The sequence below is a fragment of the Micromonospora sp. NPDC050495 genome (assembly GCF_040655175.1).
Taxonomy (GTDB): Bacteria; Actinomycetota; Actinomycetes; order Mycobacteriales; family Micromonosporaceae; genus Micromonospora.
In genome coordinates this window covers 34228-60458 of sequence record NZ_JBFAJK010000009.1, presented here as the reverse complement: position 1 = coordinate 60458, position 26231 = coordinate 34228, and the positions used below count along the sequence as shown (strand labels likewise).

24 protein-coding genes are annotated in these 26231 nt (G+C 75.2%); 12 read left to right on the top strand and 12 right to left on the bottom strand.

The window, feature by feature from the left end; all coding sequences use genetic code 11:
- Window positions 1-104: 104 nt before the first annotated feature.
- A complete protein-coding gene (locus tag AB0I11_RS12505; RefSeq protein WP_357317954.1) occupies window positions 105-863 on the top strand; it encodes a Pr6Pr family membrane protein in 759 nt (252 codons plus the stop codon).
- Here the strand turns inward: AB0I11_RS12505 and AB0I11_RS12500 are convergent.
- Both AB0I11_RS12500 and AB0I11_RS12495 read right to left on the bottom strand, forming a co-directional pair.
- Window positions 853-2955 carry a glycogen debranching N-terminal domain-containing protein gene (locus AB0I11_RS12500; RefSeq protein ID WP_357317951.1) on the bottom strand — a complete coding sequence of 701 codons (2103 nt, stop codon included), beginning with the start codon at window positions 2953-2955 and terminating at the stop codon, window positions 853-855. The two genes, AB0I11_RS12505 and AB0I11_RS12500, sit on opposite strands and share 11 nt — an antisense overlap.
- A complete protein-coding gene (locus AB0I11_RS12495; protein WP_357317948.1) occupies window positions 2952-3323 on the bottom strand; it encodes an SCP2 sterol-binding domain-containing protein in 372 nt (123 codons plus the stop codon). The genes AB0I11_RS12500 and AB0I11_RS12495 overlap by 4 nt, the downstream gene beginning before the upstream one ends.
- 109 nt (window positions 3324-3432) lie before the next feature.
- Between AB0I11_RS12495 and AB0I11_RS12490 the strand changes: the two genes are divergently transcribed.
- Complete coding sequence (locus AB0I11_RS12490; RefSeq protein WP_357317945.1) at window positions 3433-4410, top strand: glycoside hydrolase family 88 protein; 978 nt, start codon at window positions 3433-3435, stop codon at window positions 4408-4410.
- Here the strand turns inward: AB0I11_RS12490 and AB0I11_RS12485 are convergent.
- Window positions 4394-4903: a DinB family protein gene (locus AB0I11_RS12485; RefSeq protein WP_357317942.1), complete on the bottom strand. Its 510-nt coding sequence runs from the start codon at window positions 4901-4903 to the stop codon at window positions 4394-4396. The two genes, AB0I11_RS12490 and AB0I11_RS12485, sit on opposite strands and share 17 nt — an antisense overlap.
- Window positions 4904-4985: 82 nt before the next feature.
- Here AB0I11_RS12485 and AB0I11_RS12480 point away from each other — a divergent pair, with 82 nt between their 5' ends.
- Window positions 4986-5501 carry a 2'-5' RNA ligase family protein gene (locus AB0I11_RS12480; protein ID WP_357317940.1) on the top strand — a complete coding sequence of 172 codons (516 nt, stop codon included), beginning with the start codon at window positions 4986-4988 and terminating at the stop codon, window positions 5499-5501.
- A 2-nt stretch (window positions 5502-5503) separates the two neighbouring features.
- Here the strand turns inward: AB0I11_RS12480 and AB0I11_RS12475 are convergent, their stop codons facing one another.
- Window positions 5504-5959, bottom strand: a complete 456-nt coding sequence (locus AB0I11_RS12475; protein WP_357317937.1) for a GNAT family N-acetyltransferase — start codon at window positions 5957-5959, stop codon at window positions 5504-5506.
- 123 nt (window positions 5960-6082) lie between these two features.
- Between AB0I11_RS12475 and AB0I11_RS12470 the strand changes: the two genes are divergently transcribed.
- Complete coding sequence (locus AB0I11_RS12470; protein ID WP_357317934.1) at window positions 6083-6361, top strand: STAS domain-containing protein; 279 nt, start codon at window positions 6083-6085, stop codon at window positions 6359-6361.
- Entirely contained in the window at window positions 6358-7320 is a 963-nt protein-coding gene (locus AB0I11_RS12465) for a sensor histidine kinase (RefSeq protein WP_357317932.1), read from the top strand. The genes AB0I11_RS12470 and AB0I11_RS12465 overlap by 4 nt, the downstream gene beginning before the upstream one ends.
- 5 nt (window positions 7321-7325) lie before the next feature.
- Here the strand turns inward: AB0I11_RS12465 and AB0I11_RS12460 are convergent, their stop codons facing one another.
- From AB0I11_RS12460 to AB0I11_RS12450, 3 genes are read right to left on the bottom strand one after another with little or no spacing between them, the layout of a single operon-like run.
- A complete protein-coding gene (locus tag AB0I11_RS12460) occupies window positions 7326-7952 on the bottom strand; it encodes an LUD domain-containing protein (RefSeq protein WP_357317929.1) in 627 nt (208 codons plus the stop codon).
- Window positions 7949-9403, bottom strand: a complete 1455-nt coding sequence (locus tag AB0I11_RS12455) for a lactate utilization protein B (RefSeq protein WP_357317926.1) — start codon at window positions 9401-9403, stop codon at window positions 7949-7951. The genes AB0I11_RS12460 and AB0I11_RS12455 overlap by 4 nt, the downstream gene beginning before the upstream one ends.
- Window positions 9400-10200, bottom strand: a complete 801-nt coding sequence (locus tag AB0I11_RS12450; protein ID WP_357317923.1) for a (Fe-S)-binding protein — start codon at window positions 10198-10200, stop codon at window positions 9400-9402. The genes AB0I11_RS12455 and AB0I11_RS12450 overlap by 4 nt, the downstream gene beginning before the upstream one ends.
- 133 nt (window positions 10201-10333) lie before the next feature.
- Here AB0I11_RS12450 and AB0I11_RS12445 point away from each other — a divergent pair, with 133 nt between their 5' ends.
- From AB0I11_RS12445 to AB0I11_RS12430, 4 genes are all read left to right on the top strand, one after another.
- Window positions 10334-11788: a hypothetical protein gene (locus AB0I11_RS12445; protein WP_357317919.1), complete on the top strand. Its 1455-nt coding sequence runs from the start codon at window positions 10334-10336 to the stop codon at window positions 11786-11788.
- Window positions 11789-11950: 162 nt separating this feature from the next.
- Window positions 11951-12325 carry a hypothetical protein gene (locus AB0I11_RS12440; protein ID WP_357317916.1) on the top strand — a complete coding sequence of 125 codons (375 nt, stop codon included), beginning with the start codon at window positions 11951-11953 and terminating at the stop codon, window positions 12323-12325.
- Between the two features lie 43 nt (window positions 12326-12368).
- Complete coding sequence (pip, locus tag AB0I11_RS12435; protein ID WP_357317913.1) at window positions 12369-13337, top strand: prolyl aminopeptidase; 969 nt, start codon at window positions 12369-12371, stop codon at window positions 13335-13337.
- Between the two features lie 170 nt (window positions 13338-13507).
- On the top strand, window positions 13508-15769 hold the full coding sequence (locus AB0I11_RS12430; protein ID WP_357317910.1) for a catalase: 2262 nt from the start codon (window positions 13508-13510) through the stop codon (window positions 15767-15769).
- A 218-nt stretch (window positions 15770-15987) separates the two neighbouring features.
- On the opposite strand, the gene AB0I11_RS12425 is transcribed toward AB0I11_RS12430, so the two are convergent.
- From AB0I11_RS12425 to AB0I11_RS12410, 4 genes are all read right to left on the bottom strand, one after another.
- On the bottom strand, window positions 15988-16743 hold the full coding sequence (locus AB0I11_RS12425) for a peptidylprolyl isomerase (RefSeq protein ID WP_357317908.1): 756 nt from the start codon (window positions 16741-16743) through the stop codon (window positions 15988-15990).
- A 165-nt stretch (window positions 16744-16908) separates the two neighbouring features.
- The gene (locus tag AB0I11_RS12420; RefSeq protein WP_357317904.1) at window positions 16909-18069 is read right to left on the bottom strand and encodes a glycosyl hydrolase; all 1161 of its coding nucleotides are present in this window, start codon (window positions 18067-18069) and stop codon (window positions 16909-16911) included.
- Entirely contained in the window at window positions 18057-20042 is a 1986-nt protein-coding gene (locus AB0I11_RS12415) for a glycosyltransferase family 2 protein (protein ID WP_357317901.1), read from the bottom strand. The genes AB0I11_RS12420 and AB0I11_RS12415 overlap by 13 nt, the downstream gene beginning before the upstream one ends.
- A 46-nt stretch (window positions 20043-20088) precedes the next feature.
- On the bottom strand, window positions 20089-21318 hold the full coding sequence (locus AB0I11_RS12410) for a glycosyltransferase family 39 protein (RefSeq protein WP_357317897.1): 1230 nt from the start codon (window positions 21316-21318) through the stop codon (window positions 20089-20091).
- A 427-nt stretch (window positions 21319-21745) separates the two neighbouring features.
- Here AB0I11_RS12410 and AB0I11_RS12405 point away from each other — a divergent pair, with 427 nt between their 5' ends.
- From AB0I11_RS12405 to AB0I11_RS12395, 3 genes are all read left to right on the top strand, one after another.
- A complete protein-coding gene (locus AB0I11_RS12405; protein WP_357317894.1) occupies window positions 21746-22288 on the top strand; it encodes a hypothetical protein in 543 nt (180 codons plus the stop codon).
- A 290-nt stretch (window positions 22289-22578) separates the two neighbouring features.
- Entirely contained in the window at window positions 22579-23571 is a 993-nt protein-coding gene (locus tag AB0I11_RS12400) for a GGDEF domain-containing protein (RefSeq protein ID WP_357317891.1), read from the top strand.
- A 113-nt stretch (window positions 23572-23684) separates the two neighbouring features.
- On the top strand, window positions 23685-24512 hold the full coding sequence (locus tag AB0I11_RS12395; protein ID WP_357318240.1) for a DUF72 domain-containing protein: 828 nt from the start codon (window positions 23685-23687) through the stop codon (window positions 24510-24512).
- A 131-nt stretch (window positions 24513-24643) separates the two neighbouring features.
- Here the strand turns inward: AB0I11_RS12395 and AB0I11_RS12390 are convergent, their stop codons facing one another.
- On the bottom strand, window positions 24644-26065 hold the full coding sequence (locus tag AB0I11_RS12390; RefSeq protein ID WP_357317888.1) for an ATP-binding protein: 1422 nt from the start codon (window positions 26063-26065) through the stop codon (window positions 24644-24646).
- Window positions 26066-26231: the final 166 nt, after the last annotated feature.

The following is a 26231-nucleotide window of genomic DNA, read 5'->3' as shown; positions in this document are numbered from 1 at the left end:
GACGGCGAACCGCCCCGCCACGGTCGGTCCGCCCCAACGCTGACCCGGCCGTGCTCCGCCGCTCGGCCGGCGGCCGGCCGGGCGGCGGTTGATAGCTTGCCCCGATGACTGTGCGGCGTCGCCGGATGGCGATCCTCCTCCGCCTGGCCGTCCTGCTCGGCGTGCTGGCCGGCATCGTGCTGACCGCGCTCGGCCCGGCCACGCTGACCGGCCTGCTGCCCTACTTCACCATCCAGAGCAACCTGGCCGTCGGCGTCTTCGCCGGCTACGCCGCCGTTCGGGCCGGGCGGGACCGCCCGGAGCCGCCGCCCGCGCTCAAGGGCGCGGTCACTCTCTACATCACCATCACCGGCACGGTGTACCACCTGGTGCTGGCCAATCCGGCCAGCCCGTTCGCGATGGTCCAGCCGGACCGGACCCCGGGCGAGTGGTGGGGCAACCAGTTCCTGCACACGATCGTGCCGCTGCTGGCGGTCGCCGACTGGGCCCTGGTCGACCGCCGGGGCCGGCTCCGCCCCCGGTACGCGGCCTGGTGGCTGGCGTTCCCGGTGGCGTACCTCGGGTTCGCCCTGGTGCGCGGCCTGCTCGTGCACCGCTACCCGTACCCGTTCCTCGACGCCGGGCAGCTCGGCTACGCCGGCGTGGGGTTCAGCGCGCTCTGCTTCGCGTTCGCGTTCTGGCTGCTCGGGCTCCTCTTCGTCGGGGCGGACCACGCCCTGGCGCGCCGCTCCCGGACTGCCCCGGCCGGAACGGCCGAGCCCGGTCGGGCCGGCCGCGACCAGGCCGGGCCCGATCCGGGCGGCAGCGACCCGGCCGGCGCCGACCCGGTGCGGGACGGCAGGGACCGAGCGCCTACCAGATGACCCGATGCGGCTGTCCCGGCCCGGACCGCCCGCCCCGCAGGCGCGGACTCATTCGGCCGGGGGGCCGCTCCCGGCCGAACGCGTCCGCGCGACCCCAGCGCCCCGGCACGTCGGTCAGTTCGATCCGCCCGTACCCGACCGGGATCTCCGGCTTCACCAGCAGGTTGTCCCCGCAGGGGCGCAGCCCGAGCATGGTGGCGAGCAGCATCAGCAGCGCCCCCGAGGCCCACGACTGCGGCCGACCGGCGGCCGGGAGCTGGACCGGGTACTTGGTGACCTCGCGGGGGTAGCCGGCGATCACCTCCGGCACCGAGCCGCCCATGGTCTCCACCACGGCGAACATGCCGGCGGCGATCCGGGCCGCCTCCGCGTCGTGACCGTAGCGGCGCAGGCCGGCCGCGATCAGCGCGTTGTCCGACGGCCAGACCGCGCCCAGGTGCGGGCCGACCGGGTTGTACGGCCGCTGCCCGGTGGCGTACGTGCGGACCCCCCAGCCGGTGAAGAGTTCCGGGCCGGACAGGTGCGCGGCGAGGGCGGCCGAGCGCCCCGGGTCGACGATCCCGCTGTAGAGCAGGTGGCCCAGGTTCGAGGTGAGCGCGTCGACCGGCTCGCCGTCCGGGGTCAGCGCCAGCGCGTAGTACTCCCGCCCGGGCAGCCAGAAGTCGCGGTTGAACCGGTCCCGCAGCCGCGCCGCGTCCGCCTCCAGGCGGTCGGCGTACGCCGGGTCGTCCCAGAACTCGCGGGCCATCCGGGCACCCCGCATCTTCGCGTCGTACGCGTACCCCTGCAGCTCGCAGGTGGCCCGGGGAAAGGGCGGCTGGCGGCCGTGCCGGTCACTGACGGCGTCGGGTGAGTTCCGCCAGGTCTGGTTGACCACCCCGTTGCGGTCGTTGCGCGTCTGGTAGCGCAGGTAGCCGTCGCCGCACAGGTCGCCGTACTCGTCCAGCCAGTCCAGCGCCATCCGGGCCGGGTGGCGCAGCTGCCGGACCAGGTCGCCGTCGCCGGTCCACCGCTCGTACTCGTCGAGCAGCACCACGAAGAGCGGGGTGGTGTCGGCCGCGGCGTAGGAGATCGCGGTGGGCTGCTCACCGAACGCGGCCGCCTCGCCGTAGCGCAGCTCGGCGAGGATCTTGCCGGGTTCCTCGTCGTGGTAGTCGTCGAGCTGCCCGCCCTGCACCGAGGCGAGCAGCTGCAGGGTGGCCGGGGTCAGCTCGGGGGTGAACGGCAGGGTCTGCAGGCAGGTGAGCATGGCGTCGCGGCCGTAGAGGGCCATCGCCCAGGGCATGCCACCCACCGGCACCGGCTCGCGGTAGGTCAGCGGCACGTACCGCAGCGCGGCCAGGTCGGTCAGCGCCTGCCGGTACGCCAACTCCAGGGACTGGCGGTCGGCGACCAGTCGCGGCGCGGCGTCCAGCCAGCGCTTCAGCTCGCTGTTCATGGTGTGGTGGACGTGCTCCCGGTGGGACTGGAGGCTGGCCCGCAGGTCCCGCCCGCCGGCGCCGTGGATGATCGTGGCGACGACCAGATCGGTGTGCCACTCCCCGTTCGGCGCGAGCCGGATCTGGAAGGTCATCCCCTGCTCGTCGACGTCCACCGGCTCGGTGCTGGTGACCAGGGTTTCCCGGATGAACTCGTCCCGCTGGTGGCGCAGGCGCAGCTGCCGGCGGTTCGAGTCGGCGACGACCACCGGCCGGCGCGGGGCCGGGCGCAGGATCTCGGAGGTGTCGGCGAAGTCGCTGCCGATCTCCAACCGGACGGTGTACTCGGCCGGTTGGACGGAGTGGTTGAGCACGGTGAGCCGCTCGTGGAAGCTCTCGTCGAGGGACCGGTGCCGGATCACCGAGACGTCCGAGTCGACGTAGTGGCTGGCGGTGCCGGGGACCAGCACGAACCGGGTCTCGAAGTAGGCCAGCTCGTCGCGGGACAGGGCGTGCAGCCGCTCCCCGTCGACGCTGAGCACCCAGTGGGACAGGAACCGGGTGTCGAAGGAGAAGAGGCCGATCGGGGCGTACGGGTCGACCTCCATGTCGCCCTGCGCGTCGCTGAGCGCGAACGAGTTGCCGGACAGGACGTGGACCAGTCGCTGCCTCATCGCGACCCGCCCCGGGCGACGTCGCGGGGGTGCCGGGCCTCGGGCGGCCCGGGAAAGATCCGGCGCAGGGTCATCAGCAGCTCCATGTTGCCCTCCACGGTGAGGTCGTTGCGCAGCAGCGCCGCCGCCACGTGCTCGCGGCCCCGCGCGATCCGGTCGAAGACCTCCCGGTCGGCCCGGATGACCAGGTCGGCCACGTCGAAGCTGCGGCTCACCCGCACCTCCTGCCGGTCGATGGTGAGGTGCCAGTGCTCGGTGCTGCCGCCGTCGCGCAGGTCGAGGCGGAGCGTGCCGCAGATGTAGTCCGCCAGGTCCGGGTGCCGGCCGGCCACCCGGTGGTTCAGGTAGTCCGCCGCCGCATCGCCCATCGGTGCCTCCCCCGTCCGGTCGCCCCCCGCAGGGTCCCCGGGCGCGGGGTGAGTCCAACTCACCCGCTCCGGGTGAGCGGAGCGTGCCCGGGTGGGGTATGCCGGACCCATGCGGATCCCGACCGACGCCACCACCGAGCGGGTGCTCGGCGCCCTGCTCGCCATGCAGCGCCAGTCCTGGGAGCAGGGGGTGACCGGGCAGGCCCTGCTGGACCTGGGCCGGGGTGAGCTGGCCGTGCTGGTCGCCGACGCCGCGGTGACCCGGCAGCACCCGGACGGGCGGCTCGGCGACGTCTCCGGCGAGGCGGGCGCGGTCAACGGCGCCGCCTGCGGCGAGGTGGTCCGGTACGCGGCCGGGGCCGACGGGGATCCGCGCTTCGCCGCCGCCCTCGACGCGCAGCTCGACTGGCTGCTGGCCCGGGCTCCCCGGGCCGCCGACGGGACCCTGTTCCACCTGCTCGACAGCCGTCAGGTCTGGGCCGACACGGTGTACATGGTGGTACCGCTGCTGGCCCTGTGCGGCCGGACCGACCTGGCCGCCGCGCAGGTCGCCGGGCACCGCCGCCGGCTGTACGACGCGCGCAGCGGCCTGTACGCGGCCCGCTGGGACGAGGACCGGGGCGCGCTGGACCGGCCGGAGCACTGGGGCACCGGCAACGGCTGGGTGGTCGCCGGGATCGCCCGGGCGCTGCGCCTGGCGCCGGTGTGGCCGGCGGGGCTCCGCGACCAGCTGGCCGGGCACGCGGCGGCGGTGCTCACGGCCTGCCTGGCGTACCGGGGCGCGGACGGGCTCTTCTCCGACGTGCTGGACGACCCGGGCACGTTCCGCGAGGCGAACACCGCGCAGTTGCTGGCGTACGCGGCGCTGACCGGGGTGGCCGACGGCTGGCTGCCGGCGTCGTGGCGGGAGACCGGCGCGCAGCTGCTGGCGGCGGCGGACCGGCGGGTCGACCGGTACGGGCGGGTGACCGGGGTGAGCGGCGCGCCCGATTTCGCCCGGCCGGGCACCTCCCCGGAGGCGCAGGCGTGCCATCTGCTCGCCCACGCCGCGCTGGCCCGGGCGGCGGCGGTCAGCCCCGCAGGATGAGCCCGCGCACGTACGCGGCCTGGCCGACGTGTTGCAGGTCGTCGTCGAGCACGCTGACCAGCCGCACGCCGAGGGTGACCGGGGGGTCCCAGTTCTCGTCCACCACCCGGTCGAGGTCGGCCGCCGACAGCCCGCGCAGGTACGCCAGGGTGCGGTCCACCACCGCCCGGTGGTAGTCGATCAGCACCTGCCCGTTCTCCGGCCGGACCGCGGCGATTTGCGCGGGGCCGTGCCCGAACCCGGTGTCGTCCGGGTCGGCGCTCAGGCCGAACCGGCTCGCCCGGTCGCCGCCGAGCCAGACCTGCTCGGCGCCGTGCAGGTCGGACAGGTGGTTGTCCTGGATCCGGGTCAGGTGCCAGACCAGCCAGCCCACCGGGTTGGACCCGGCTCCCGGCGCCTGGCGCAGCTGCTCCGGGCTCAGCCCCTCCACCGCCGCCGCCACCAGGTCGGGCAGCCGGCCGTACGCCTCGGTCAGCAGGTCGCTCGCGTCCACAGATCCACGCTCCTCCACCCTCGGGGTCACCCGGCGCTGTACCGCCAACCGAGCTGGCCAAACCTCACCCTAGGCTGATCATGTGGTCGCCGCGCTGGAGCTGTATCTGGACACCGACGCCACCCGGCGGATCCGGGTGCTCTGGGACGCGTTGGAGGCCGAGGGCGTGCAGAGCATGCGGTCGCTGCTGGAGCAGCGGCACCGCCCGCACGTGTCGCTGGCGGTGGCGCCCCGCTTCGACCCGGACCGGGTCGCCGAGGCGCTCGCCGGGACGGTGGTGGCGACGCCGCTGCGGCTGGAGTTCCAGCACGCCGGCCAGTTCGTCGGCCGGGTGCTCTGGCTCGGTCCGGCGGTCACCACCGACCTGCTCGCGCACCACGCCCGGGTGCACCACCGGCTGGCCCGGGCCGGCATCGAGCTGGCCGAGCACTACCAGCCGGGGCGCTGGGTGCCGCACTGCACGCTGTCGATGCGGGTGCCGAACGCGCTGATGGCCGCCGCGGTGCGGCGCTGCCTGGAGATGCTTCCGCTGACCGCCACGGTGGTCGGCGCGGCGATCGTGGACCACGCCCGGCGCATCGCCCGCCCGCTGCCCTGAGCTCAGCGCGGCCCGAGGTCGAGCAGGAAGGTCGGGTAGTCCGGTTGCGGGCAGGGGTCGCCGCGGTGGCCGAGGCGCTCGTAGAAGGGCGCGGCCCGCTCCCGGTGGGCCTGCCACTCCAGGTGCCGGCAGCGGGCGGCCGCCCAGCGCGACACGGCCTCGAACAGCGCGCGGCCCACCCCGTGCCGGCGCCGTCGCGGGTCGACGTAGAGGTCGTGCAGCCGGGCGGTGCGGTGGGTGTCGCCGGAGCGCAGGTGCGGGCCGAGGTCCTGCGCGGCGGCGTACCCGGCGAGCCGGCCGGCGGTCACCGCGCCGAGCAGCGCCCAACGCGAATCTGCCAGCAGGTGGCCGAGGCGCTCCCGGTGGACCTCGGCGGGCTCGTCGCCCACCCCCATGTCGCGCAGCATCGGCCAGAGGGCCGGCCAGTCCGCGGCGGTCAGCACCCGTACGCTCGTCACGCCGGCCACGATCCCGCGCCGGCCGCCCGCGGACCACCGATTTCCGCCCGGGAGCGCGCGGCGTACCGCCCCGACTGGCCGGTCCGCCGGATGTGCATACACTGGCCGCATGGGGCAGCTCAGGTGACCGGCGCGGGTGCGCCCACCACGGCCTACGGTCATCTCTGCCTGGCCTTCCACGACCCGGCCGTGCTGGACCGGGCCGACCCGCGACCGGTCGACGGCCGGCTGCTGGTGGACGCGACCGGGTTGCGGTTCGTCGACCACCGGAGCCTGCTGCACCTGCGTGACCATGCTCGCCGGCACGGCGCGACGGCCGTGCTGCGCGCCTCCCGGGCGGGCACCGCCCGGCTGGCCGAGCTGTTGGGGCTCGCGGAGGTCACGGTCGAGGTGGCGCGATGAGGACCGGTGCCGCCGCGGGCCACCTCGGCTACTTCCACGAGGCCGTGCTCTACGACTCCGACGAGCATCTGCTCGCCGTGGTGGTGCCGTTCCTGCTGGGCGGTGTCGCGGCCGGCGAGCCGGCCATCGTGGGTTTCGGCGAGCGCAACGCCGACCTGGTCCGCCGGGCGCTGCCCGCCGGCACCGAGGTCACCTTCCTGCCGGGCGGGGACGTCTACGCCCGCCCGACCAGCGCGATCCGCTCCTACCGCAAGCTGCTGGCCGGGTACGTGGCGCAGGGCGTGGGACAGATCCGCATCGTCGGCGAGCTGCCGCCGGTCGTGTTCGGCGCCACCTGGGACTGGTGGGCCCGCTACGAGTCGGCCATCAACCACGCCTACGACGACTTCCCGCTCTGGAGCATGTGCGCGTACGACACCCGCCGCACGCCGCCGCCGGTGCTCTCGGACGTGGCCCGCACCCATCCCCGGGTGGCCCGGCCGGACGGCAGCCACCCGCCGTCACCCACCTACACACCGCCGGAGAGCTACCTGACCGAGCCGCGGCAGATGCCGGTCGACCCGGTGCAGCGGACGGCTCCGCTGGTCGAGCTGACCGACCCGAGCCCGGCGCAGGCCCGCGCCGCCGTGCAGGCCGCCGACCGGGGCCAGCTGCGGCCGGAGGTCGTCGAGGACCTGATGGTGGCGGTCAGCGAGATGGTGACCAACGCGCTGCGGCACGGCGCCGCCCCGGTGCGGCTGCGGTTGTGGAGCGCACCGGACCGGATCGTGGTGACCGTGCACGACCGGGGCGAGGGCCCCAAGGACCCGTACGCGGGCCTGCTGCCGGCCGGCGACGGCAGCGCCGGTGGTCTCGGGTTGTGGATCAGCCACCAGGCCTGCGACCACGTGACGCTGCACCGCGACACCGACGGCTTCACGGTCCGGTTGACCGCCGGGAACCCGCACGTCGCGGTCTGACCGGGTCAGCCGTCGGTGAGCACGACGTGCAGCCGGCGCGGCCCGTGCACGCCCTCCACCCGGTTCAGCTCGATGTCGCTGGTGGCCGAGGGTCCGCTGATCCAGGTGAGCGGCCGGTCCGGGGTGAGCCGGGCCAGCGCCTCGGGCACGCCGGCGACGACCTGCTCGGGGCGGACCACGCAGACGTGCAGGTCGGGCAGCAGGCTGATGGCCCGCCGGCCCTGGTCGGCGCCGGCGTCCAGGATGATCGTGCCGGTTTCGGCGACGGCGACCGCCGCGGCGGTGACCACCGCGTCCAGCCCGGCCAGCCGGCTGGCGGGCAGGCCCTCGTCGACCAGGACCTCGACCGCCCCGGGCCGCCACTGCGCGGGCAGCCCCGCCGGCACCACCACGGTCCGCGCCCCGGCGGCGGCGAGGATGCCGGTGACCGCCTCCGCGACGCCCGCCGCGGCCACCCGGTGCACCTCGGCCCGGTAGTCGGTGAGCCGGCCGGCGAGCAGGTCGAGCAGCTCGGGGTGCCCCGGCGGCCGGTCGTCCCGGCCGTGGGGCGCGGGACCCGGCTCGGGCACGGTCGGCGGTGCCCCGGCCAGCGCCGCGCGGAGCCGGGCGAGGACCACCTCGCGCCCGTTCACGACCCGCTCCGGTGTTCGGCCCACCATTGCCGGAAGGTCTGCGGGGGTGCCGCCGGCACGTCCCGGCTCGCGGTCCAGCCGTTCAGCGGTGGGGGCAGCGCGCGGCCGGCGAGCCGGCCCAGCCCCGCGGCGCGCTGCGCGGCCGCGTACAGCGCCGGGTGGTCCATCGTGTACGCGGCCGCGGCCATCGCCGCCGCCTCGGTGCGTGGGTGCGGCGCCCGCGCCCGCAGGTGCACCAGGATGGACGGGATGTCGATCATCACGGGGCAGGCGTCGTAGCAGGCCCCGCAGAGCGAGGACGCGTACGGCAGCGAGGCGTTGTCGGCCACCCCGGTCAGCTGCGGGGAGAGCACCGCGCCAATCGGTCCCGGGTAGACCGACCCGTAGGCGTGCCCGCCGGTGCGCTCGTACACGGGGCAGACGTTGAGGCAGGCCGAGCAGCGGATGCAGTGCAGCGCCTGCCGCCCGACCTCGTCGGCGAGCACCGCGCTGCGGCCGTTGTCGAGCAGCACCAGGTGCACCTGCTGCGGCCCGTCGCCGGGGGTGACCCCGGTCCAGAGTGAGGTGTAGGGGTTCATCCGCTCCCCGGTGGACGCCCGGGGCAGCAGTTGCAGGAAGACCCCGAGGTCGGCCCAGGTGGGGATGACCTTCTCGATGCCCATCACGGTGATCAGGGTCTCCGGCAGGGTCAGGCACATCCGGCCGTTCCCCTCGGACTCGACCACCGCCAGGGTGCCGGTCTCGGCGACGGCGAAGTTCGCTCCGGACACGGCGACCCGGGTGGCGAGGAAGGTCTGCCGCAGGTGCCGGCGCGCGGCAGCGGCCAGGACCGCCGGCTCGTCGGTGAGCGCCGGGTCGACCCCCGGCATCGCGCGCAGGAAGATCTCCCGGATCTCGGCCCGGTTGCGGTGGATCGCCGGCACCAGGATGTGACTGGGCCGGTCGTCGCCGAGCTGGACGATCAGCTCGGCCAGGTCGGTCTCGACCGGCTCGATGCCGGCCGCTTCGAGGGCCTCGTTGAGGCCGATCTCCTGGGTGGCCATCGACTTGACCTTCATCACCCGGTCGGCGCCGGTGGCCTGGACCAGCTCGGTGACGATCCGGTTCGCCTCGACCGCGTCGGTGGCCCAGTGCACGGTCCCGCCGGCCGCGGTGACCGCCGCCTCGAGTTGTTCCAGCAGCTCCGGCAGGCGGGCCATGGTGTCGGCCTTGATCGCCCGGCCGGCCGCCCGCAGCTGCGGCCAGTCCGGCACCTCGTCGATGACCGCCGCCGACTTGGCGCGGATCGTGCCGGTGGCGTGGCGCAGGTTGCGCCGCAGCTGGGCGTCGGCGAGCGCCCGTCGGGCGGCGGCCGGGAAGGGCTCCGTCCCGCGCAGGTTGCCGACGCCGGGCGGGGCGGTGGCCGGCATGCCGAGGAAGGTGGTCCGGCCGGCTCTCCCGCCGGCGGTCATCGGGCCACCGCCGCGGTGTCCCGGCCGGCCGGTCCGGTCCGTTCCCGGCCGCCGGGAGGGTCGGCGTCGGCTTCGGTGGCGGCCAGGATCTCCGCCAGGTGCACGGTCCGCACGCCGGCCCGCAGCCGGGACAGTCCGCCGCCGATGTGCATCAGGCAGGAGGCGTCCCCGGCGGTGCACACGTCGGCCCGGGTGGCCAGCACGTGGCGCATCTTGTCGGCCAGCATGGCGGTGGAGGTGTCCGCGTTCTTCACCGCGAAGGTGCCGCCGAAGCCGCAGCACTGCTCGGCCTGCGGCAGCTCCACCAGGTCCAGGCCGCGCACCGCGCGCAGCAGGCGCAGCGGCCGGTCCCCCACCCGCAGCAGGCGCAGCGAGTGGCAGGTCGGGTGGTACGTCACCCGGTGCGGGTAGTAGGCGCCCACGTCGGTCACCCCGAGCACGTCGACCAGCAGTTCGGACAGCTCGTAGGTGCGCCGCCCGACCTCCGCCGCCCGGCTGGCCAGCGCGTCGTCGCCGGCGCGGCGGGCCACCATCGCGTGCTGGTGGCGCACCGACCCGACGCACGAGCCGGAGGGCGCCACCACCACGTCGTACGGGGCGAAGACCCGCACGTGCCGCCGGACCAGCCGCACCGCGTCGTCCGGGTAGCCGGTGTTGACGTGCATCTGCCCGCAGCAGGTCTGGTCGGTGGGGAAGACCACCTGGTGGCCGAGGCGCTCCAGCAGCCGTACCGTCGCCTTGGCCGCTTCGGGGAACAGCGTGTCGGCGAGGCAGGTGACGAACAGGGCGATTCGCATGTCCAGCCCTCCCGGCTCGGTCCGGCCGCGTCGAGGGGGCGGGGCGGGGCGGGACCCGCGCGCCGACGACGGTACCGTTGCGCCTCATCATGCCCCGCCGGCCTGACGCTGGCGAACCCACGGAGGATGGCGAATGTCCAACGGCGAGGAACCGTTCGCACCCCACGACGACGGGTCCGGGCGGCCCAGGTTCGAGACGACGTTGCGCGGCTACGACAAGCGCCAGGTCGACCGGTACGTCGAGCGGCTCGACGGCGAGCTGGCCGGGCTGGCGGCCGACCGGGACCGGGCGTACGCGCAGGCGCGGGAGCTGGCCACGCAGGTGCAGCGGGCCCACGCCGAGGCGGCCGAGCTGCGGCAGCGGCCGACGGCGGTGGACCGGGCGTCGTTCCGGGACCTCGGCCCGATGGTGGACCAGATTCTCGACCTGGCCGAGAAGCAGGCCGGCCAGATCAGCGAGGCCGCCGCGAGGCGGGCCGCCGACCTCCAGGCCCAGGCGGAGAAGGTGCTGGCCGCGGCGGAGGAGGAGGCCGCCCGGGAGCTGCGGGCGCTGGAGGAGGAGCTGACCACCCGCCGCGCCGAGCAGGAGAAGGCGGACGAGGAGCGGCGGGCGGTCGCGCAGGCGGAGCTGACCGCGGTCCGGGAGCTGGCGGAGAAGCTGCGGTCGGAAGGGCAGGCCACCCACGACCGGGCGCAGCAGGAGGCGAAGCGGATCGCCGAGCAGACCACCCAGCAGGTGGAGCAGGCTCGCTCGGCGTCCGAGGCGCTGGTGAAGGCGGCCCGCACCCAGATCCAGCAGGAGGTGCAGGCGAACCGGAGCAAGGCCCAGCAGGAGCTGGCCCAGTGGCAGGCCACCATGGCCCGCGAGCTGGACGAGCGGCGGGCCGCCGCGGAGCAGGAGCTGGCCGACCGGGCCAGCGCCGCCGAGCGGGACATCGCCGCGCTGGTCGCCGAGGCCCAGCAGTACGCCACCGAGGTGCGCGAGCGGGCCGACGAGGAGAACGCCGCCCACCAGGAGCAGCTCGCCGCCGTGCAGCAGGAGCTGCAACAGCGGCAGGAGGCCCTGGCGGAGCTGCGAGCCGAGCTGGACACGGTCGCCGGGGAGCTGGAGCAGACCCGGCAGGAGATCACGGCGGTCGAGCAGCAGGGCGCCGACCTGGAGGAACGCCTCGTCGAGGTGCGACGTGACCTGGCCGTCGAGACCCGCCGGCTGGACGAGGCCCGGCGGGCGGCGGACCTGGCCGAGCAGCACGCCAAGGAGACCCGGGCCCGGGTGCAGCGGGAGGCGAAGCGGGTGGCCGACCTGGCCGCGGCGGCGGTCATGGCGGCGGCCGCGGGTGGCGGGGAGACGGCCGAGTACCCGCAGGTGAGCGCCCGCCTGGTGGCCGAGCCCGCCGGTCCGGCCCCGGTGGACCAGCCGGCGACCGAGCAGTCGGGCGCCGACGAACGCGCCGAGCGGCCGACGCTGGACGGTCCGAGCTTCAACGCGTTCGCGGTGCGTACCCCGGCGCCGCGCAGCGCCCCCGAGGCGGACGCCACCGGGGCGGCGGCCGCCGACCCCGACGCCGGGGTTCCGGCCAACGCCTGAGCCGGCGGCTCCCGGCCGGCGTTCCCGCAGGGACGCCGGTCGGGTGCCGTCCGGAGGCCGGTCAGGAGCCACCCGGCCCTCGGCCCCTTGCCCCCACACGTTGAAGTATGCAAATATTCTGATCACTTTTCGTGTGCTTCCGACTTCGGGGGGTTGATCAAGATGCGGAAGGTTTCCTCGATCGCCGCGGCGGTCACACTGGCCGCCGGGTGCACCGGCGTCGCGGTGGTCACCGGGGCGGCGCCGGCGAGCGCGAGCTGCAGTCACGCCCACAGCAACATCGACACCGCGTACGGCCAGCTCTTCAACGGCAGCAACGTCAACATCCGCTCCGGCCCGCACACCACCTGCGCCTCGGCGGGCTACGGGCAGCTCAGCCACAACGTGGACTTCCACTGCTACCGCAGCGGCGACCGGGTCGCCGCGAACGGCCACACCACCTACACCTGGACCTACCTCCGGGACACCACGACCGGGGTGTCCGGCTGGGTAGCCGACGCCCTGCTGGACGGCCTGGGCAGCGGCATCGCCTGCTGACCGCCCCCACACGACGGCCCGGCAGCGGGCAGGATGACCGGGCATGGACGCCACCGACCCCATCCTGTACCCGCCGATCGAGCCGTACGCCACGCACCGGATCGCCGTCGGCGACGGCCACGAGCTGTACGTGGAGGAGGTGGGCCGGCCGGACGGCGTACCGGCGGTCTTCCTCCACGGCGGACCAGGCGGCGGCCTGGTGCCGGCGGCCCGGCGGTTCTTCGACCCGCACCGGTACCGGGTGGTGCTGCTCGACCAGCGCGGCGCGGGCCGCAGCACGCCGCGCGGGTCGGTGCACGCCAACACCACCTGGCACCTGGTGGCCGACCTGGAGGTGATCCGGGAGCGGCTCGGCATCGACGCGTGGCTGGTGTTCGGCGGATCGTGGGGGGTCACCCTCGGCCTGGCGTACGCGCAGACCCATCCCACCCGGGTGACCGGCCTGATCCTGCGGGGCGTGCTGCTGCTGCGCCGGGCCGAGCGGGACTGGTTCTACCAGCACGGCCTGCACCACCTCCAGCCCGAGGAGTGGGCCCGGTTCGTCGCGCCCATCCCGCCCGACGAGCGGTACGACGTGCTGGCCGCGTACCACCGGCGGCTGCACGGGACGGACCGGGCCGAGGCCCGGGCCTGCGCCGCGGCCTGGGGACGGTGGGAGGCGGTGAACTCCGCGCTGCGCCCGGACCCCGGGCTGCTGGCCCACTTCACCGCCGACGAGCACGCCCTGCCGGTGGCCCGGATCCTGTCCCACTACGCGTGGCACGGCGGCTTCTTCACCGGCGACGACCACCTGCTCGACGGGGTGGACCGGATCCGCCACCTGCCGGCCGTGCTGATCCAGGGCCGCTACGACCTCTGCTGCCCGCCGGTGTCCGCGTACGACCTGGCACGGCGCTGGCCGGAGGCGGAGCTGCGGATGGTGCCGGACGCCGGCCACTCGGCGGCGGAACCGGGCATCGCCCGGGAGCTGCTGCGGGCCACCGACGCGTTCGCCACCCGGCTCGCCGGTTGACGGCGCGGCGGCTGACGGCCGGCGCGGGCACCGGCCCGGCGGTCGCCCCGGGGCCGAGCCGAGCCGAGCCGCCGGCGTCCGGACCGGGTGGTACGCCTGGTTTGCCCCATCCGGCTGGGGGTAGGGGGCCAAGGGCCTGGCCATCCGCACAACGAGAGGGACCCGCCCTGATGGACCGCAACAACCCCGCCAAGGCCGTCAAGGCCGCCGTCGAGACGGCCGCGGAGAAGGTGACCGACGTCCTCACCCCGGACGTCCCGGGCGCGCCCGGCAGCGCCCCACCGACGGTCGACGAGCCGACCACGCCGCACGACCCGCTGCCGCTGAAGAAGGAGCAGGGCACGCCGGAGACCCGGACCCCGACCGGCGCGGAGACGGGCGTGCCGCCGACCGCGAAGGGGCAGCAGGGCGCCTACCTGACCACCTCCCAGGGAGCCCGGCTGCGCGACACCGACCACTCGCTGAAGGCCGGCCCGCGGGGGCCGATCCTGCTCCAGGACCACCACTTCCGCGAGAAGATCACCCACTTCGACCACGAGCGCATCCCCGAGCGGGTGGTGCACGCGCGCGGCACCGGGGCGCACGGGGTGTTCACCGGCTACGGCACCGCCGAACCCCTGACCCGGGCCGGTTTCCTCAAGAAGGGCCGGGAGACCCAGGTCTTCGTCCGGTTCTCCACGGTCCTCGGCTCGCGCGGCTCCGCCGACACCGTGCGCGACACCCGTGGCTTCGCGACCAAGTTCTACACCGACGAGGGCACCTTCGACCTGGTCGCCAACAACATGCCGGTCTTCTTCATCCAGGACGCGATCAAGTTCCCGGACATCATCCACGCCGGCAAGCCGCACCCGGACCGGGAGATCCCGCAGGCGCAGAGCGCGCACGACACCTTCTGGGACTTCGTCTCCCTGCACACCGAGGCGCAGCACCACACCATGTGGAACATGTCCGACCGGGGCATCCCCCGCTCGTACCGGACCATGGAGGGGTTCGGCGTGCACACTTTCCGGCTGGTCAACGACGCCGGGGAGACCGTGCTGGTCAAGTTCCACTGGAAGCCCAAGCTGGGGGTGCACTCCCTGGTCTGGGAGGAGGCGCAGCTGATCAACGGGGTGGACCCGGACTTCCACCGCCGCGACCTCTACGACGCCATCGAGGCCGGCGCGTACCCGGAGTGGGAGTTGGGCATCCAGGTCTTCCCGGACACCCCCGAGGAGACCTTCGCCGGCATCGACCTGCTCGACCCCACGAAGATCGTGCCGGAGGAACTGGCGCCGGTGCAGCCGATCGGCCGGCTCGTGCTCAACCGGACCCCGACGAACTTCTTCGCCGAGACCGAGCAGGTCGCCTTCCACGTCGGCCACCTGCCGCCGGGCATCGACGTCACCAACGACCCGCTGCTGCAGGGCCGGCTCTTCTCGTACGTCGACACGCAGCTCACCCGGCTCGGCGGGCCGAACTTCTCGCAGATCCCGGTCAACCGCCCGCACGCCCCGGTCAACGACATGCTGCGCGACGGCTTCCACCAGCACGCCGTGCACGCCGGGGTGGCGCCGTACCGGCCGAACTCGCTCGACGGGGGCAACCCGTTCCCCGCCGGCGACCGGGAGAACGCGTTCGTCGACGTGCCGGTGACAGTCGCCGAGGCGCCCAAGGTACGCGCCGCGCCGGCCTCCTTCGACGACCACTTCAGCCAGGCCCGGCTCTTCTGGCTGAGCATGTCCCCGGTGGAGCGGGAGCACATCATCCGCGCCTACACCTTCGAGCTGGGCAAGTGCTACCGCCAGGAGATCCGGGAGCGGCAGCTGCGCTGCCTGGCCAACATCGACCCGGTGCTCTGCGCCCAGGTCGCCGCCGGTCTCGGGCTGCCCGCGCCGGAGCCGACCGTGCCGCTCGCCGACGTCCAGCCCAGCCCGGCGCTGTCCCAGGTGGGGCGGGAGTGGCCGGCCGACGGCCGGATGGTCGGCATCGTGGTGGACCCGGACGGCGACCTGGACGACGTCGCCCAGGTCCGGATGGCGGTCTTCAGCGCCGGCATGGTCCCGCTGCTGATCGGCCCGCACGGCGGCGCCGTACGCGGCACCCCGGTGCAGCGCAGCTTCGCCACCGCCCGGTCGGTCGAGTTCGACGCGATCCTGCTGGCCGGCGCCCCAGCACCGGCCCCGGACGCGCTGCCGGCCCGGGACGCCAAGGCCGGCGCGGCGGGCTCGGAGACGGTGGATCCGCGGGTGCTCCTGCTGGTCGAGGAGGCCTGGCGGCACGCCAAGGCGATCGGCGCCTGGGGCGCTGGGGCCGAGGTGCTGCGCCAGGCGGGCGTGGCCGGCACGCCGGGCGTGGTGTCCGGCGACTCCGGCGGCGACGTCCTCGCCGACGTGCAGTCGCTGATGGCGGCGCACCGGGTCTGGCAGCGCTTCCCCGCCTCGGTCGGCTGACCGCGCGGTCCCCGGCCCGGGGCCGTCCCCGCCACGGCGGGGACGGCCCCGTCCGCTGTCCACGGCCGGACGGACGCTCGGGCGCGCCGGCCGGGCAGGCACGCCGACGGTCGGGCGCGCCGGACGGTCAGGTCAGCGGGGACGGGGGACTCGGCACCGGGAACCAGGATCCACGGCCGGCCGGGGCGAGGTCCGCCCCGGCCGGTGGTCCGTCCGGGTCAGCGGCCCCGCTTGGCGCGGTAGATCTCGACCGGGTGGGCCGGCGCGCCGTCGACCGGCGCCGGGTCCTCGGGGGTGGCGGCGATGCCGCCGGCCGCGACCCGGTCGAGGGTGGCCAGTCCGGCCGCGTCGATGGTGCCGAAGACGGTGTAGTTGGGGCGCAGCGCCGAGTCGGCCTGGACCAGGAAGAACTGGCTGCCGTTGGTGTCCGGGCCGGCGTTGGCCATGGCCAGGGTGCCCCGGGCGTAGAGCCGGCGCACCCCGGTCGGGTCGGTCGGGGCCGGCGGCAGGTCGGTGGGGAGTTCGTCGGCGTACCGGTAGCCCGGCCCGCCCTCGCCGGTGCCGGACGGGTCGCCGCACTGCAACACCGTCAGCGTCGGGTACGCGGTGAGCCGGTGGCAGGGCGTCCGGTCGTAGAACGCGTGCCGGGCCAGGTGCAGGAAGCTCTGCACGGTGCAGGGCGCCTGCTCGCGGTCGAGAGTCAGCCCGATCGGGCCCTGGTTGGTGCGCAGGGTGACCCGGACGGTGCCCCGGTCGGGGGTGTGCCGGGGGTCCGGCGGCAGCGGCACCGGCCGCGCGGCCGGCTCGTCCGGGGTCGGCGTGTACGCGCACGGGCCCTTGGTGGGCGCGGGCTCGGCGGGTGGCGCGGCGATCGCGGCGCCGCCGGTGGCCACCAGCGCGGCGGAGACCACCGCCACACCGGCGAGGCGGGACAGCAGCGGCGGGACGGCGTGCGGCCGGGTTGTGCTCGACACCTGGGTCCTCCCTGGACTCGTGGTACCAGAAAGACCGGAGTCTATGGACCCGGCGGCCCGATGTCGACGCTCGTCGACCCCGCCGGCGGCTCAGCGGGGCCAGTTCCGCAGCAGGGCGTCCAGGCCGCCTTCCTGGACAAGGTGGTGGACTGGCCGCCGGCCCGGTCAGCGCCCGGTCGTCGTGGCGCGCGGCACCATCTCCGGCGACCACCGCACGTCGTAGCGGGCGGCGGCGACGCCCTGGGCGAAGGCCTTCGCCGCCGCGGGCGAGCTGACGATCCGCCAGTCCAGTTCCTTGTTCACCTCGAACCAGATCAGCCCGATGATGTCCGGGTACGCGGGCAGCGTCCGGAAGGCCTGCTTGATCCACTCGGCCTTGCGGCCCGCGCCGTTCGAGGCGCCGGTCTCGGTGATGACCAGGGGCTTGCGGGTGAAGGTGCGGATCTCGGCGTGGGTCCGCTTGAAGATCGCGTCGAAGGAGAGGTACCGGGAGAACGCGCCGGTGCCGTAGTAGCCGGTGATACCGACCCAGTCCACGTAGGCGTCGCCCGGGTAGTACGTGGCCAGCCGCGGGGTGGTGTCGCTCCACCGCACGTTCGCGCTCCACACCCAGGTGACGTTGGTGGCGCCGGCCCGGCGGAACACGTCGTGCACGTGGCGCCAGGCCTTCACGTAGTCGCCGGAACGGTTGCCGTTGGTCAGCTCGCACCACGGGTACCAGTCGCCGTTCATCTCGTGGGCGAAGCGGATCGCCACCGGGTAGCCGAGCGACCGGATGCCGACCGCCCAGGAGCGCAGGTAGCTGTCGAAGTGCCCGTCGGCGATGCGGGCCAGCCGGTAGCCCGGCTGGTTGGCCCGGAGCCGGTCGATCTGCCGGGCGGTGAGCTTCTGCTTCCGGGCCGTCTGGTCGATCCGGTAGTTCCACGGCTCCCAGCCGAGCATCGGCATCATGCCGCGCGCCTTGATCCGGTCGAAGAGCGCCCGGTCGAAGGTGGCGGTCGCCCACCCCTCGCTGAAGAGCATGACCTGCGGCCGGTGCTTCGCGGCCGTGGTGAACCGGTCCAGCGGCCGGAAGTCGTGCGGGCCCTTGTCCGTCATCACCCCGACGAAGGTCCGGCCGGCCGGCGGGAAGACCGGCGGCGGCGGTGCGGGCGACGGGCTCGACTCGACCGGCGCGACCACACCGGGGGTCGGCCGGGCGAGCCGGCCGCCGGCCTGGTCCGACCGACCGCCGGCCACCGTGGCCGGCGCCACCGCGAAGGCGTACGTCAGCAGCAGCAGGCCGACCAGCGCCAGCACCACCCGGGGAACGGTCAGCCGCAGCACGGCACACCCCCCTCGCCCGCCACCCGCGCCACCGGCGCCGGCCGCTCCCCCGCCACGCCGGGCGGCACCGGCTCGCCGCGATCGCCGGGCGGCACCGGCTCGCTCCGGTCGTCGGGCCGTACCGCCTCGGCGTGATCGCCGGGCGGTGCCGGCTCGGCGCGGTCGTCGGGGCCTTCGCGGCCGGCGCGGAGGCGGCCGGCGAGCGCGATCAGCGGCGGGCCGAGCCCGGTGAGCAGGGTCAGCGCCGGCCACACCCGCAGCAGCGGTGCAGCGTGGCCGAGCGGGAAGCTCGCCACGAGCAGGGCGGCGGCAACGGCCGCCCAGGCCAGGTGCAGCCGGAACGTGCCGATCGACTCGCTGGTGCGCAGCTTCCCCTTGGCCGTCACCACGAAGCCCAACTTCCGGCGCAGCAGGGCGGTGCACCCGGCGGCCACGTACACCGGCCCCGCGAACAGCGCCAGCGCCATCCCGACCATGCCGATCTCCTCCCGTTCGTGCGGGGCGATGTTGAACCGGCGCAGCCAGAGCCAGAGCAGGAACCAGGTGCCGATCGTCGCGCTCCACAACACCGACCACACGGTCACGTCGAGCTGGGCGGCGCTGACCCCGGTGAGCAGGTACATCGCCGTGGCCAGGTTGCCCAGCAGCAAACTCACCGCCACGCTCGGGTAGTAGAACTGCAGCAGCCGGTACTGCCAGCGCCGCCGGGACGGCAGCTCCCGCGGCGCGCGCAGCTCGGGGCGGACGATGATCTCGCAGATGCCCGCCGCCCAGCGCTTCTGCTGGTTGAAGTAGTCCGCCCAGGACGTCGGGCCCTCACCGATGGCGACCACGTCGGGGGTGTAGACACCCTTCCACTGGTTGCCGGTGCGCGGGTTGGTCGCGGCGTGGACGCGGATGCTGGTGAGGTGGTCCTCGATGATCGAGTCCTGGTAGCCGCCGATGGTCCGCCACGCGGCCGGCCGGTAGAGGTGACCGGTGCCGGTCAGCAGCGGCGCGTCCAGCCCGTTGCCGCCCCGGGCGATCAGGCCGTTGTAGAGGTACTGCTGCACCGAGGCGCCGTGCGCGACGAAGTTCTGGTGCATGTTGCCGTACACCTGCGGCGTCACCACGAAGGCGACGTCCGGGTCGCGGAAGTAGCCGAGCGTGCGTTCGAGGAAGTTGGGCAGCGGCACGTGGTCGGGGTCCACGTTGGCCACCACGTCGTAGTGCTCCTCGTGCTCGGCCCGCCAGGCGTTGTGGTTGCCCGACTTGGTGCGGGCCCGGAACTCCCCGCTGGGCCGGTTGTACTCGGGCCGGCCCTTGCGGCTGAAGTGGCGTACGCCGAGCCGGGCGGCCAGCTCGCGGACGGCGGGATCGTCCCCCTCGTCGAGGATCCAGACGTCGACCTGCCCGCAGTACACGATCTGGCGCAGCCGGCGCAGGGTCCGCTCGACCACGTCCAGCGGCTCCTTGCTGGGCACGATCGTGGTGAGCAGGGCGACCCGCAGGCCGACCGGCGGGTCCACCGGCACCGGGTCCCGGGCGTGGAAGGCGAACATCCAGACCACCACGTTCTGCGCGAGGCGGATCAGCTCCACCCCGACGACGACGCAGAAGCCGAGCCGGGCCGCGAGGATCTGCCACCCGCCGGGCCCGGTGACGCCCGCCCCGGGCACGTGCGCCGGCAGCAGCAGCCAGCCGACGAAGAGCAGCCCGGCGGCGCTGTTGACCAGGACGAGCAGGGTCAGGACCAGGCGCGCCGCGGGCGAGGCGACGGGACGGAACTCGACGGCCGCGTCCGGCCGCCGCGGCGCGACCAGGGGTCCGGCGGTCGCCCCGCACGCCGCGTACGCCAGCCGGGCCCGGATGTTGCGGCGGCGGCGGTCCAGGCCGGGGTCGGGCGACGGCGGCACCGGGATCGCCGGGGTTCGCGCGTCCCTGGTGCCCGGCGAGACCGTGCGGGGCAGGCGTGGATCGGCGGCGACGGCCACGTTCTCTCCAAGGGTTGCGAAACTCCGGCGTGGAGCGGGCGGGTGGTCAGCGGGCGGTGGTCGGCGGATACGGCGCGGGGCGGCCTGCCTCGGGCGGCCACCCGGCGGTGACCTCGGCGGGGTGGCCCACGGCCCGCGCGGGCCCGTCGCCCGTCCGGCCGTCGAGCGGTGCCGGCGCGCCGATCAGGGCGATCACCGCCAGCACCGGCACCGACCAGCGGGCGCGTACCCGGGACAGCGCGGCGGCGGCGAGCGTCGCCCACGCCGGCAGGGTGAAGAGCAGGACCGGCGCGGACCAGGCCGGGGTGGCCTGCGCGACGAGCAGCAGGAGCAGCGGCGGCACCACCGCCCAGGCGGTGAAGACGGCGCCCGGGTAGCGCAGCGGGAGGCTGAACAGCGCGAGCCCGAGCAGCACCGCGCCGAGCGCGGCGACCCCGAACAGCACCCCCGGGGCGGCCGCGAGCGCGTCCAGGCCGGGCCGGGCCAGCGGGCCGATCCGCCCGCCCGCCCGGACCGCCAGCCAGAGCAGGCCGGCGCCGGGCAGCGCACCCAGCGCCGCGGCCGCCAGCCACCGGCCGGCCACCCGGCGCCGCAACGCGAGCACCGTCCAGCCGTGCGCGGCGAGCAGCAGGAGCGCCACCGGGTGGCTCAGCCCGAGGACGAGCACCGCGCCGCCGTACCCGACGAAACGCCACCGGCCCGGCCGGTCGAGGGCGGCCAGCAGCGCCCCGGTGGCGAGCACCGCGGCGAGCAGGACCAGCGGGTACGGCTGCGCCTCGCCCGCGGCGCGCGAGGCGGTCGGCAGCAGGGCGAGGAGCGTGCCGGCGAGGATGCCGGCGCCCGGCGTGAACACCCGGGCCGCCACCGCGCCGACGAGCGCCGCGGCGGCGATCATGGCCAGCAGCGACGGTACGCGCAGGGCCGGCTCCGAGGTGCCGACCAGGCCGGCCCAGGCGCGGATCAGCAGGTGGTACGGCGTGACCGCGTCGACGTCCCGGTACAGCACCGTCCAGTCGTCCGGCCAGGGCGCGCGGGCGGCCCGCCAGGCCGGCAGCTCGTCGGCCCGCCGGCCGGTCCCGCCGAGCCGGAGGGCGCCGAGCACGCCCATCAGCAGCGCCGGCACCAGCCAGGCGGCGACCCGCCAGCGGCGTCGGCCGCTGCCCGACAGACCGGGGGCGGGGCCGCCCCGGGGGGCGATGTCCTCGTCCCAGGGGTCCTCGACGCCGGTCTCCCCCGGGCCGAGCCGGGGCAGGACCATGGTGTCCGCGTCCTTCATCGTGACTCACGCATCTTCGTGGGCTCGGCCGACAGCGCCCAGCTCGCCCCGGGCAACGCCACAGGCCCCGGTCGGCGGCTGGCTGACACCGTGGAGCTTAGTGAGCCGAACTAGACATAACGCCTATATTCGACAAAACGCTTAGCCCGCCTCATACTTCGCGGGCCCCGGTCGCGGCGAGGCCGGCGCGCGCAAAACCCGGTTGCCGGGCCCCGCCGGCTCCGCGAAGGTGGGGCCATGACGTTCTGACGGACGCACCCCGTTGCCCGCCGGCCGCCGCACCCCGTTGCTGGGGCGGCCGCCGCGCCTCGTCGCCCGCCGGCCGCGCACCCCGTTGCCCGCCGGCCGCGCACCCCGTTGCCTGCCGGCCGCCGCGCCGCTGACCGGCGCGGCGCGACCCTGCCTCCGTCCCGAGAAACGAGCGTCCATGTCCGTACCCCGCACCGGGCGGGAGTCCCGGCCCACGTCCACCCCCGTTGGCAACCGGTTCGAAGCCGTCCTCGCCGGTCTCACCCCGACCGGCAACCGGATCGAAGCCGTCCTCGCCGGTCTCACCCCGGCCGGCAGCCGGCTCGAGGCCGTGCTCGGGCCGCGCCCGTTGCCGGCCGCACTCGACGGCCGGTGGCACACCGTCGCCCTGCCGGAACCATGGCCCGCCAGGACCCCACTGATCGGCCCGGCGCCGAGCCCACTGCCCGGCCCGGCGGCGGCCCCGCCGTACCCCGTCCGTGCCGGCGACGGCTCCCCGACCGCGCCCCCGCGTGCCCTGCCGGCGCAGATCGCCGCCCGCTTCCCCGACCTGGACCGGCCACGCGACCCCGGCCTGGGTCGTCGGGGCCGGTGGCTTTCCCGCCGGGCACCGCGTCGGGTCCGGGACGGCCGGTCCGGGCAACCGGGCGGTCGAGGCGTCCCCGACCGGCAGCGTGCCCGCTCCCGAGCACCCCGGCCGGCCCGGCGTCGCCGCTGGTGACCCCGCGCCCGAGGCCGTGCCGCGCCGGACCACCGCGCCTGAGGCCGTGCCGGGCCCGACCGCGCCGGGCGGCGGCCCGGCGCGGAGGGTGAGCCGAAAATCGCGGTCCGTGAAAGGAACGGAGAGTTACCGGTTCCGCTATTGACGGCCGGCCGACCCGCGCCATTGAATTCCGTCGTGGTGAGGTGCCTCATCCGACCGGTGGCCGCACCGGTGGCCGGCGCGGCCGGTCGACCTCGTGCCCGTGGCGGGGCGCGTCACAGAAGGCCCCGGGCCCGGTGGACGCCGGGGTGATCGAGCGCCGCCGGCGCACCGTGCTCAGCGCGGCCCTGCACGTGGTCTCGTACGCGGTCGCCGTCGGATACTGTCTGCTCACGCTCACCGAGCCGCACCGCGCGCTGATGCTCACCGGGTACGGGTCCGGTCTGGTCGCGGGACTGGTCGGGTGCTGGGCGGCGACCCGGGTCACCACCAAGGCCTCCGGCTACCGGGTCTCGTTCACGCTGCTCGTGCTCACCCTGGTGATCGCCGCGCTCGGCGCGCACTGGGACGGCGGCGTGGCCTCGCCCGCCGCCCTGGGCTTCGTGACCACCGCCGTCTTCGTCGCCAGCCACACCCCCCAGCTGCGGCTGATGCTGGCGCTGGAGGTGCTCACCATCGGGTCGTACCTGGCGGTCGCCGCCACCGGCCGGCCGGCCCCGCCCGGCCACGTCTTCGTCTACCTCGCCGGCATGCTGGTCCTGATCTCCGTCAGCGCCGCGCAGACCCGGGCGCTGGCCCGGCAACGGTCCCAGCTGCGCGCCCTGGCCTCCCTGGACCCGCTGACCGGCGCGCTGAACCGGCGCGGCCTGGCCGAGTTCGCGACCGTGGCGTTCCGCAACGGCTGCCGGCCCGGGCCGTCCCTGCTCTGCCTCGACCTCGACGACTTCAAGCGGGTGAACGACCGCCTCGGGCACGCCGCCGGGGACGACCTGCTCCGCCGGGTGGTGGCGGTGACCCGGGACGTGCTGCGCGCCGAGGACGCGATCGCCCGGATCGGCGGGGACGAGTTCGTGGTGGTCCTGACCGACGCCGACACCGCGTCCGCCCGCACCGCGTCGGCGCGGATCGAAGCGGCGGTACGCGGCTTCGCCGGGGTCAGCGTCGGCTCGGCCACCGCACCCTACGACGGGGACAGCCTCGACCAGCTCCTGCACACCGCCGACCAGCGGCTCTACCTGGTCAAGCAGCAGCGCCGCCGGGCCGCCGGACCGCTGCTCACCGACGGCGGCGCACGCGGGTAGCGACCGTGCGACCGCCCGGCCGGCCGGGCGGATACGGTAGCCGCGGCGCGGGCACCGCGCCGGGTGCGTCGAGCGGTGGGAGGGGTCGGATGCGCCTGCACGTCGGCTGCGCCATGTGGACACACCGGTCCTGGTCGGGCCGGTTCCTGCCGCACCCGCTGCCGGCCCACGAGCGGCTGCGGGCCTACGCCGGCTGGTGCACCGCGGTCGAGGGGAACACCACCTTCTACGCCACCCCGCCCCGGGAGACGGTGGCCTCCTGGGCCGGGCAGACCGACCCGGACTTCCGGTTCGTGCTCAAGCTGCCCCGGACCGTCACCCATGAGCGCCGGCTCACCGGTGCCGACGAGGACCTGCGGGAGTTCCTGGCGGTTATCGAGCCGCTCGGGCCCCGGGCGCACGCCCTCTGGATCCAGTTGCCCGGCTCGTTCGGCCCCGGCGACGTGCCCGCGCTCACCCGGTTCCTGCGCGGGCTGCCCACCGCCCACCGGTACGCGGTCGAGCTGCGCCACCCCGCCTTCTTCACCGACCCCCGGGCCGCGCGGACGGTGGAGGAGGCGCTCGGCGCGGTCGGCGCGGAGTGGATCCCGTTCGACACCACCGCGTTCTTCCGCACCCCGCCGACCAGCGACGCGGAGCGGGAGGCGTGGACCAGGAAGCCGCGGACGGCGCTGCGTACCCGCGCGCTGACCGACCGGCCGATCGTCCGCTACCTGGGCCGGGACGACCCCGCACGGACGGTCGAGGGCTGGCAGCCGTGGCTGGACGTGGTGACCGGCTGGCTGCGCGAGGGCCGCTCCCCGACGGTGTTCGTGCACACCCCGGACAACGCCGACGCGCCGGAGCTGGCCCGCCGGTTCCACGCCGAGGTCCGGGCGCGGCTGCCCGAGGTCGCGCCGCTGCCCGAACCGGCGCCGGTGGGCCCGTTGACGCTCTTCTGACCGCTCCGCCCCGCCGCCGGTCGCCGCCACCGCCGGGTCGCCGTCGCCAGTCGCCGCCGCCGGTCGCCGTCGCCAGTCGCCGTCGCCGGGTCGCCGCCGCCGGTCGCCGCCGCTGGTCGACGCCGGCCGCGCTACGCCGGGTCGAGCGGCAGCAGCACGAGGAACCGCGTGTCGCCCGGCTCCGACCGCACCCGGATGTCGCCGTGGTGCTTGTTCACCACGATCCGATAGGAGATGTCCAGCCCGAGGCCGGTCCCCTCGCCCACCGGCTTCGTGGTGAAGAACGGTTCGAAGATGCGCGACCGGATCTCCGGCGGGATACCGGCGCCGGTGTCCCGGATCTCCACGATCAACCGGTCCTCCTTGCGACCGGTCCGGATGGTCAGCGTGCCGTCCCCGGCCATCGCGCCGAGCGCGTTGTCGATGAGGTTGGTCCAGACCTGGTTCAGCTCGGCCGCGTACGCCGGCACGGGCGGCACGCCCCGGTCGTACTCCTTCACCACCCGCACCCCGGCGGGAATCTTGGCCTGGAGCATGACCAGGGTGGCGTCCAGCAACTCGTGGACGTCGACGCTCTGATACGGCGTCCGGTCCAGGTGGGAGTACTGCTTCGCGGCCCCGACCAGCCCGGAGATCCGGCCGACCGCGTCATCGATCTCGCCCATCAGCAGCTCGGTGTCGATGGTGTAGGTGATCCAGTGGATCGCCGACTCCAGGTCGTCGGCGCCCACCGCGGCGTCGACCTGGCGCAACCAGCCGCTGTCGATGCCGCCGGCCACCAGCGTCGGGGCCAGCTCCCAGCCGCCCCGTACGCCATGGTCGTCGAGCCAGTCGGCCAGCTCGTCCTCGGCGTCGCTGGCCGCCAGCGGCGGCAGCGCCGGTGCGGCGGCGGCCCGCTTCACCGCCTCCTCCTGAAGCGCCACGAGGTCGTGCAGGCGCCGGCCGTCGAGCCGGCCGTCGGCGATCATGGCTAGCTTGTGCCGCATCTTGGCGACCCGGCCGCGCAGCGCCGAGGTGGCCCGCACCGCGGCCGCCGCCGGGTTGTTGAGTTCGTGGGTGAGCCCGGCCGAGAGGGCGCCCAGGGCCAGCAGCCGTTCCCGCTCGCCGACGATGGTCTGCGAGTTACGCATCCCGATGAACAGCCCCTCCAGCAGATGGGTGGCCATCGGGAACCAGCCGCGCATCGCCTCGGCGATGATCTGGGCGGGGAGCGCGAAGACCGCGCAGTCGGTCACCGCGAACATGCTGTTGAGATAGCGCTGCTCGGCCAGGTCGCCCACGTACGCCTGCATGGCGCCGCCGTAGACGCCGGGCTGGCTGGTCCGGCTGATCTCCATGTCGTCGCCCTGGACCCGGCGGCGCAGGGTGACCGTGCCGTGCAGCAGCACGTAGAAGCAGCTCGCCGGCTCACCCTCGACGTAGACGGCCTCGCCGGCCCGGCGCCGCTCCACCCGGCCGTGCTCGGTCAGGTGCGCGAGCTGCTCCGGGGTCAGCGACTCGAAGAGGAACAGGCGCCGCAGCTCATCGGGCGTCAGCCGATCGGATTCGCTCACTGGACCTCCTCCGTTCGCGACTGCGGGGCTCGCAAACCCGGCTCACTCCTCGCGCTCACTGAGCCCCCCTTCGTTCGCGACTGCGGGGCTCGCAAACCCGGCTCACTCCTCGCGCTCACTGAGCCCCCCTTCGTTCGCGACTGCGGGGCTCGCAAACCCGGCTCAC

Excerpts from the sequence above, each read along its gene's own strand:
- AB0I11_RS12505 (WP_357317954.1), top strand. The coding sequence starts at position 105 with ATGACTGTGCGGCGTCGCCGGATGGCGATCCTCCTCCGCCTGGCCGTC.
- AB0I11_RS12500 (WP_357317951.1), bottom strand. The coding sequence starts at position 2,955 with ATGAGGCAGCGACTGGTCCACGTCCTGTCCGGCAACTCGTTCGCGCTC.
- AB0I11_RS12495 (WP_357317948.1), bottom strand. The coding sequence starts at position 3,323 with ATGGGCGATGCGGCGGCGGACTACCTGAACCACCGGGTGGCCGGCCGG.
- AB0I11_RS12490 (WP_357317945.1), top strand. The coding sequence starts at position 3,433 with ATGCGGATCCCGACCGACGCCACCACCGAGCGGGTGCTCGGCGCCCTG.
- AB0I11_RS12465 (WP_357317932.1), top strand. The coding sequence starts at position 6,358 with ATGAGGACCGGTGCCGCCGCGGGCCACCTCGGCTACTTCCACGAGGCC.
- AB0I11_RS12455 (WP_357317926.1), bottom strand. The coding sequence starts at position 9,403 with ATGACCGCCGGCGGGAGAGCCGGCCGGACCACCTTCCTCGGCATGCCG.
- AB0I11_RS12450 (WP_357317923.1), bottom strand. The coding sequence starts at position 10,200 with ATGCGAATCGCCCTGTTCGTCACCTGCCTCGCCGACACGCTGTTCCCC.
- AB0I11_RS12445 (WP_357317919.1), top strand. The coding sequence starts at position 10,334 with ATGTCCAACGGCGAGGAACCGTTCGCACCCCACGACGACGGGTCCGGG.
- AB0I11_RS12440 (WP_357317916.1), top strand. The coding sequence starts at position 11,951 with ATGCGGAAGGTTTCCTCGATCGCCGCGGCGGTCACACTGGCCGCCGGG.
- pip (WP_357317913.1), top strand. The coding sequence starts at position 12,369 with ATGGACGCCACCGACCCCATCCTGTACCCGCCGATCGAGCCGTACGCC.
- AB0I11_RS12430 (WP_357317910.1), top strand. The coding sequence starts at position 13,508 with ATGGACCGCAACAACCCCGCCAAGGCCGTCAAGGCCGCCGTCGAGACG.
- AB0I11_RS12410 (WP_357317897.1), bottom strand. The coding sequence starts at position 21,318 with ATGAAGGACGCGGACACCATGGTCCTGCCCCGGCTCGGCCCGGGGGAG.
- AB0I11_RS12405 (WP_357317894.1), top strand. The coding sequence starts at position 21,746 with ATGTCCGTACCCCGCACCGGGCGGGAGTCCCGGCCCACGTCCACCCCC.
- AB0I11_RS12395 (WP_357318240.1), top strand. The coding sequence starts at position 23,685 with ATGTGGACACACCGGTCCTGGTCGGGCCGGTTCCTGCCGCACCCGCTG.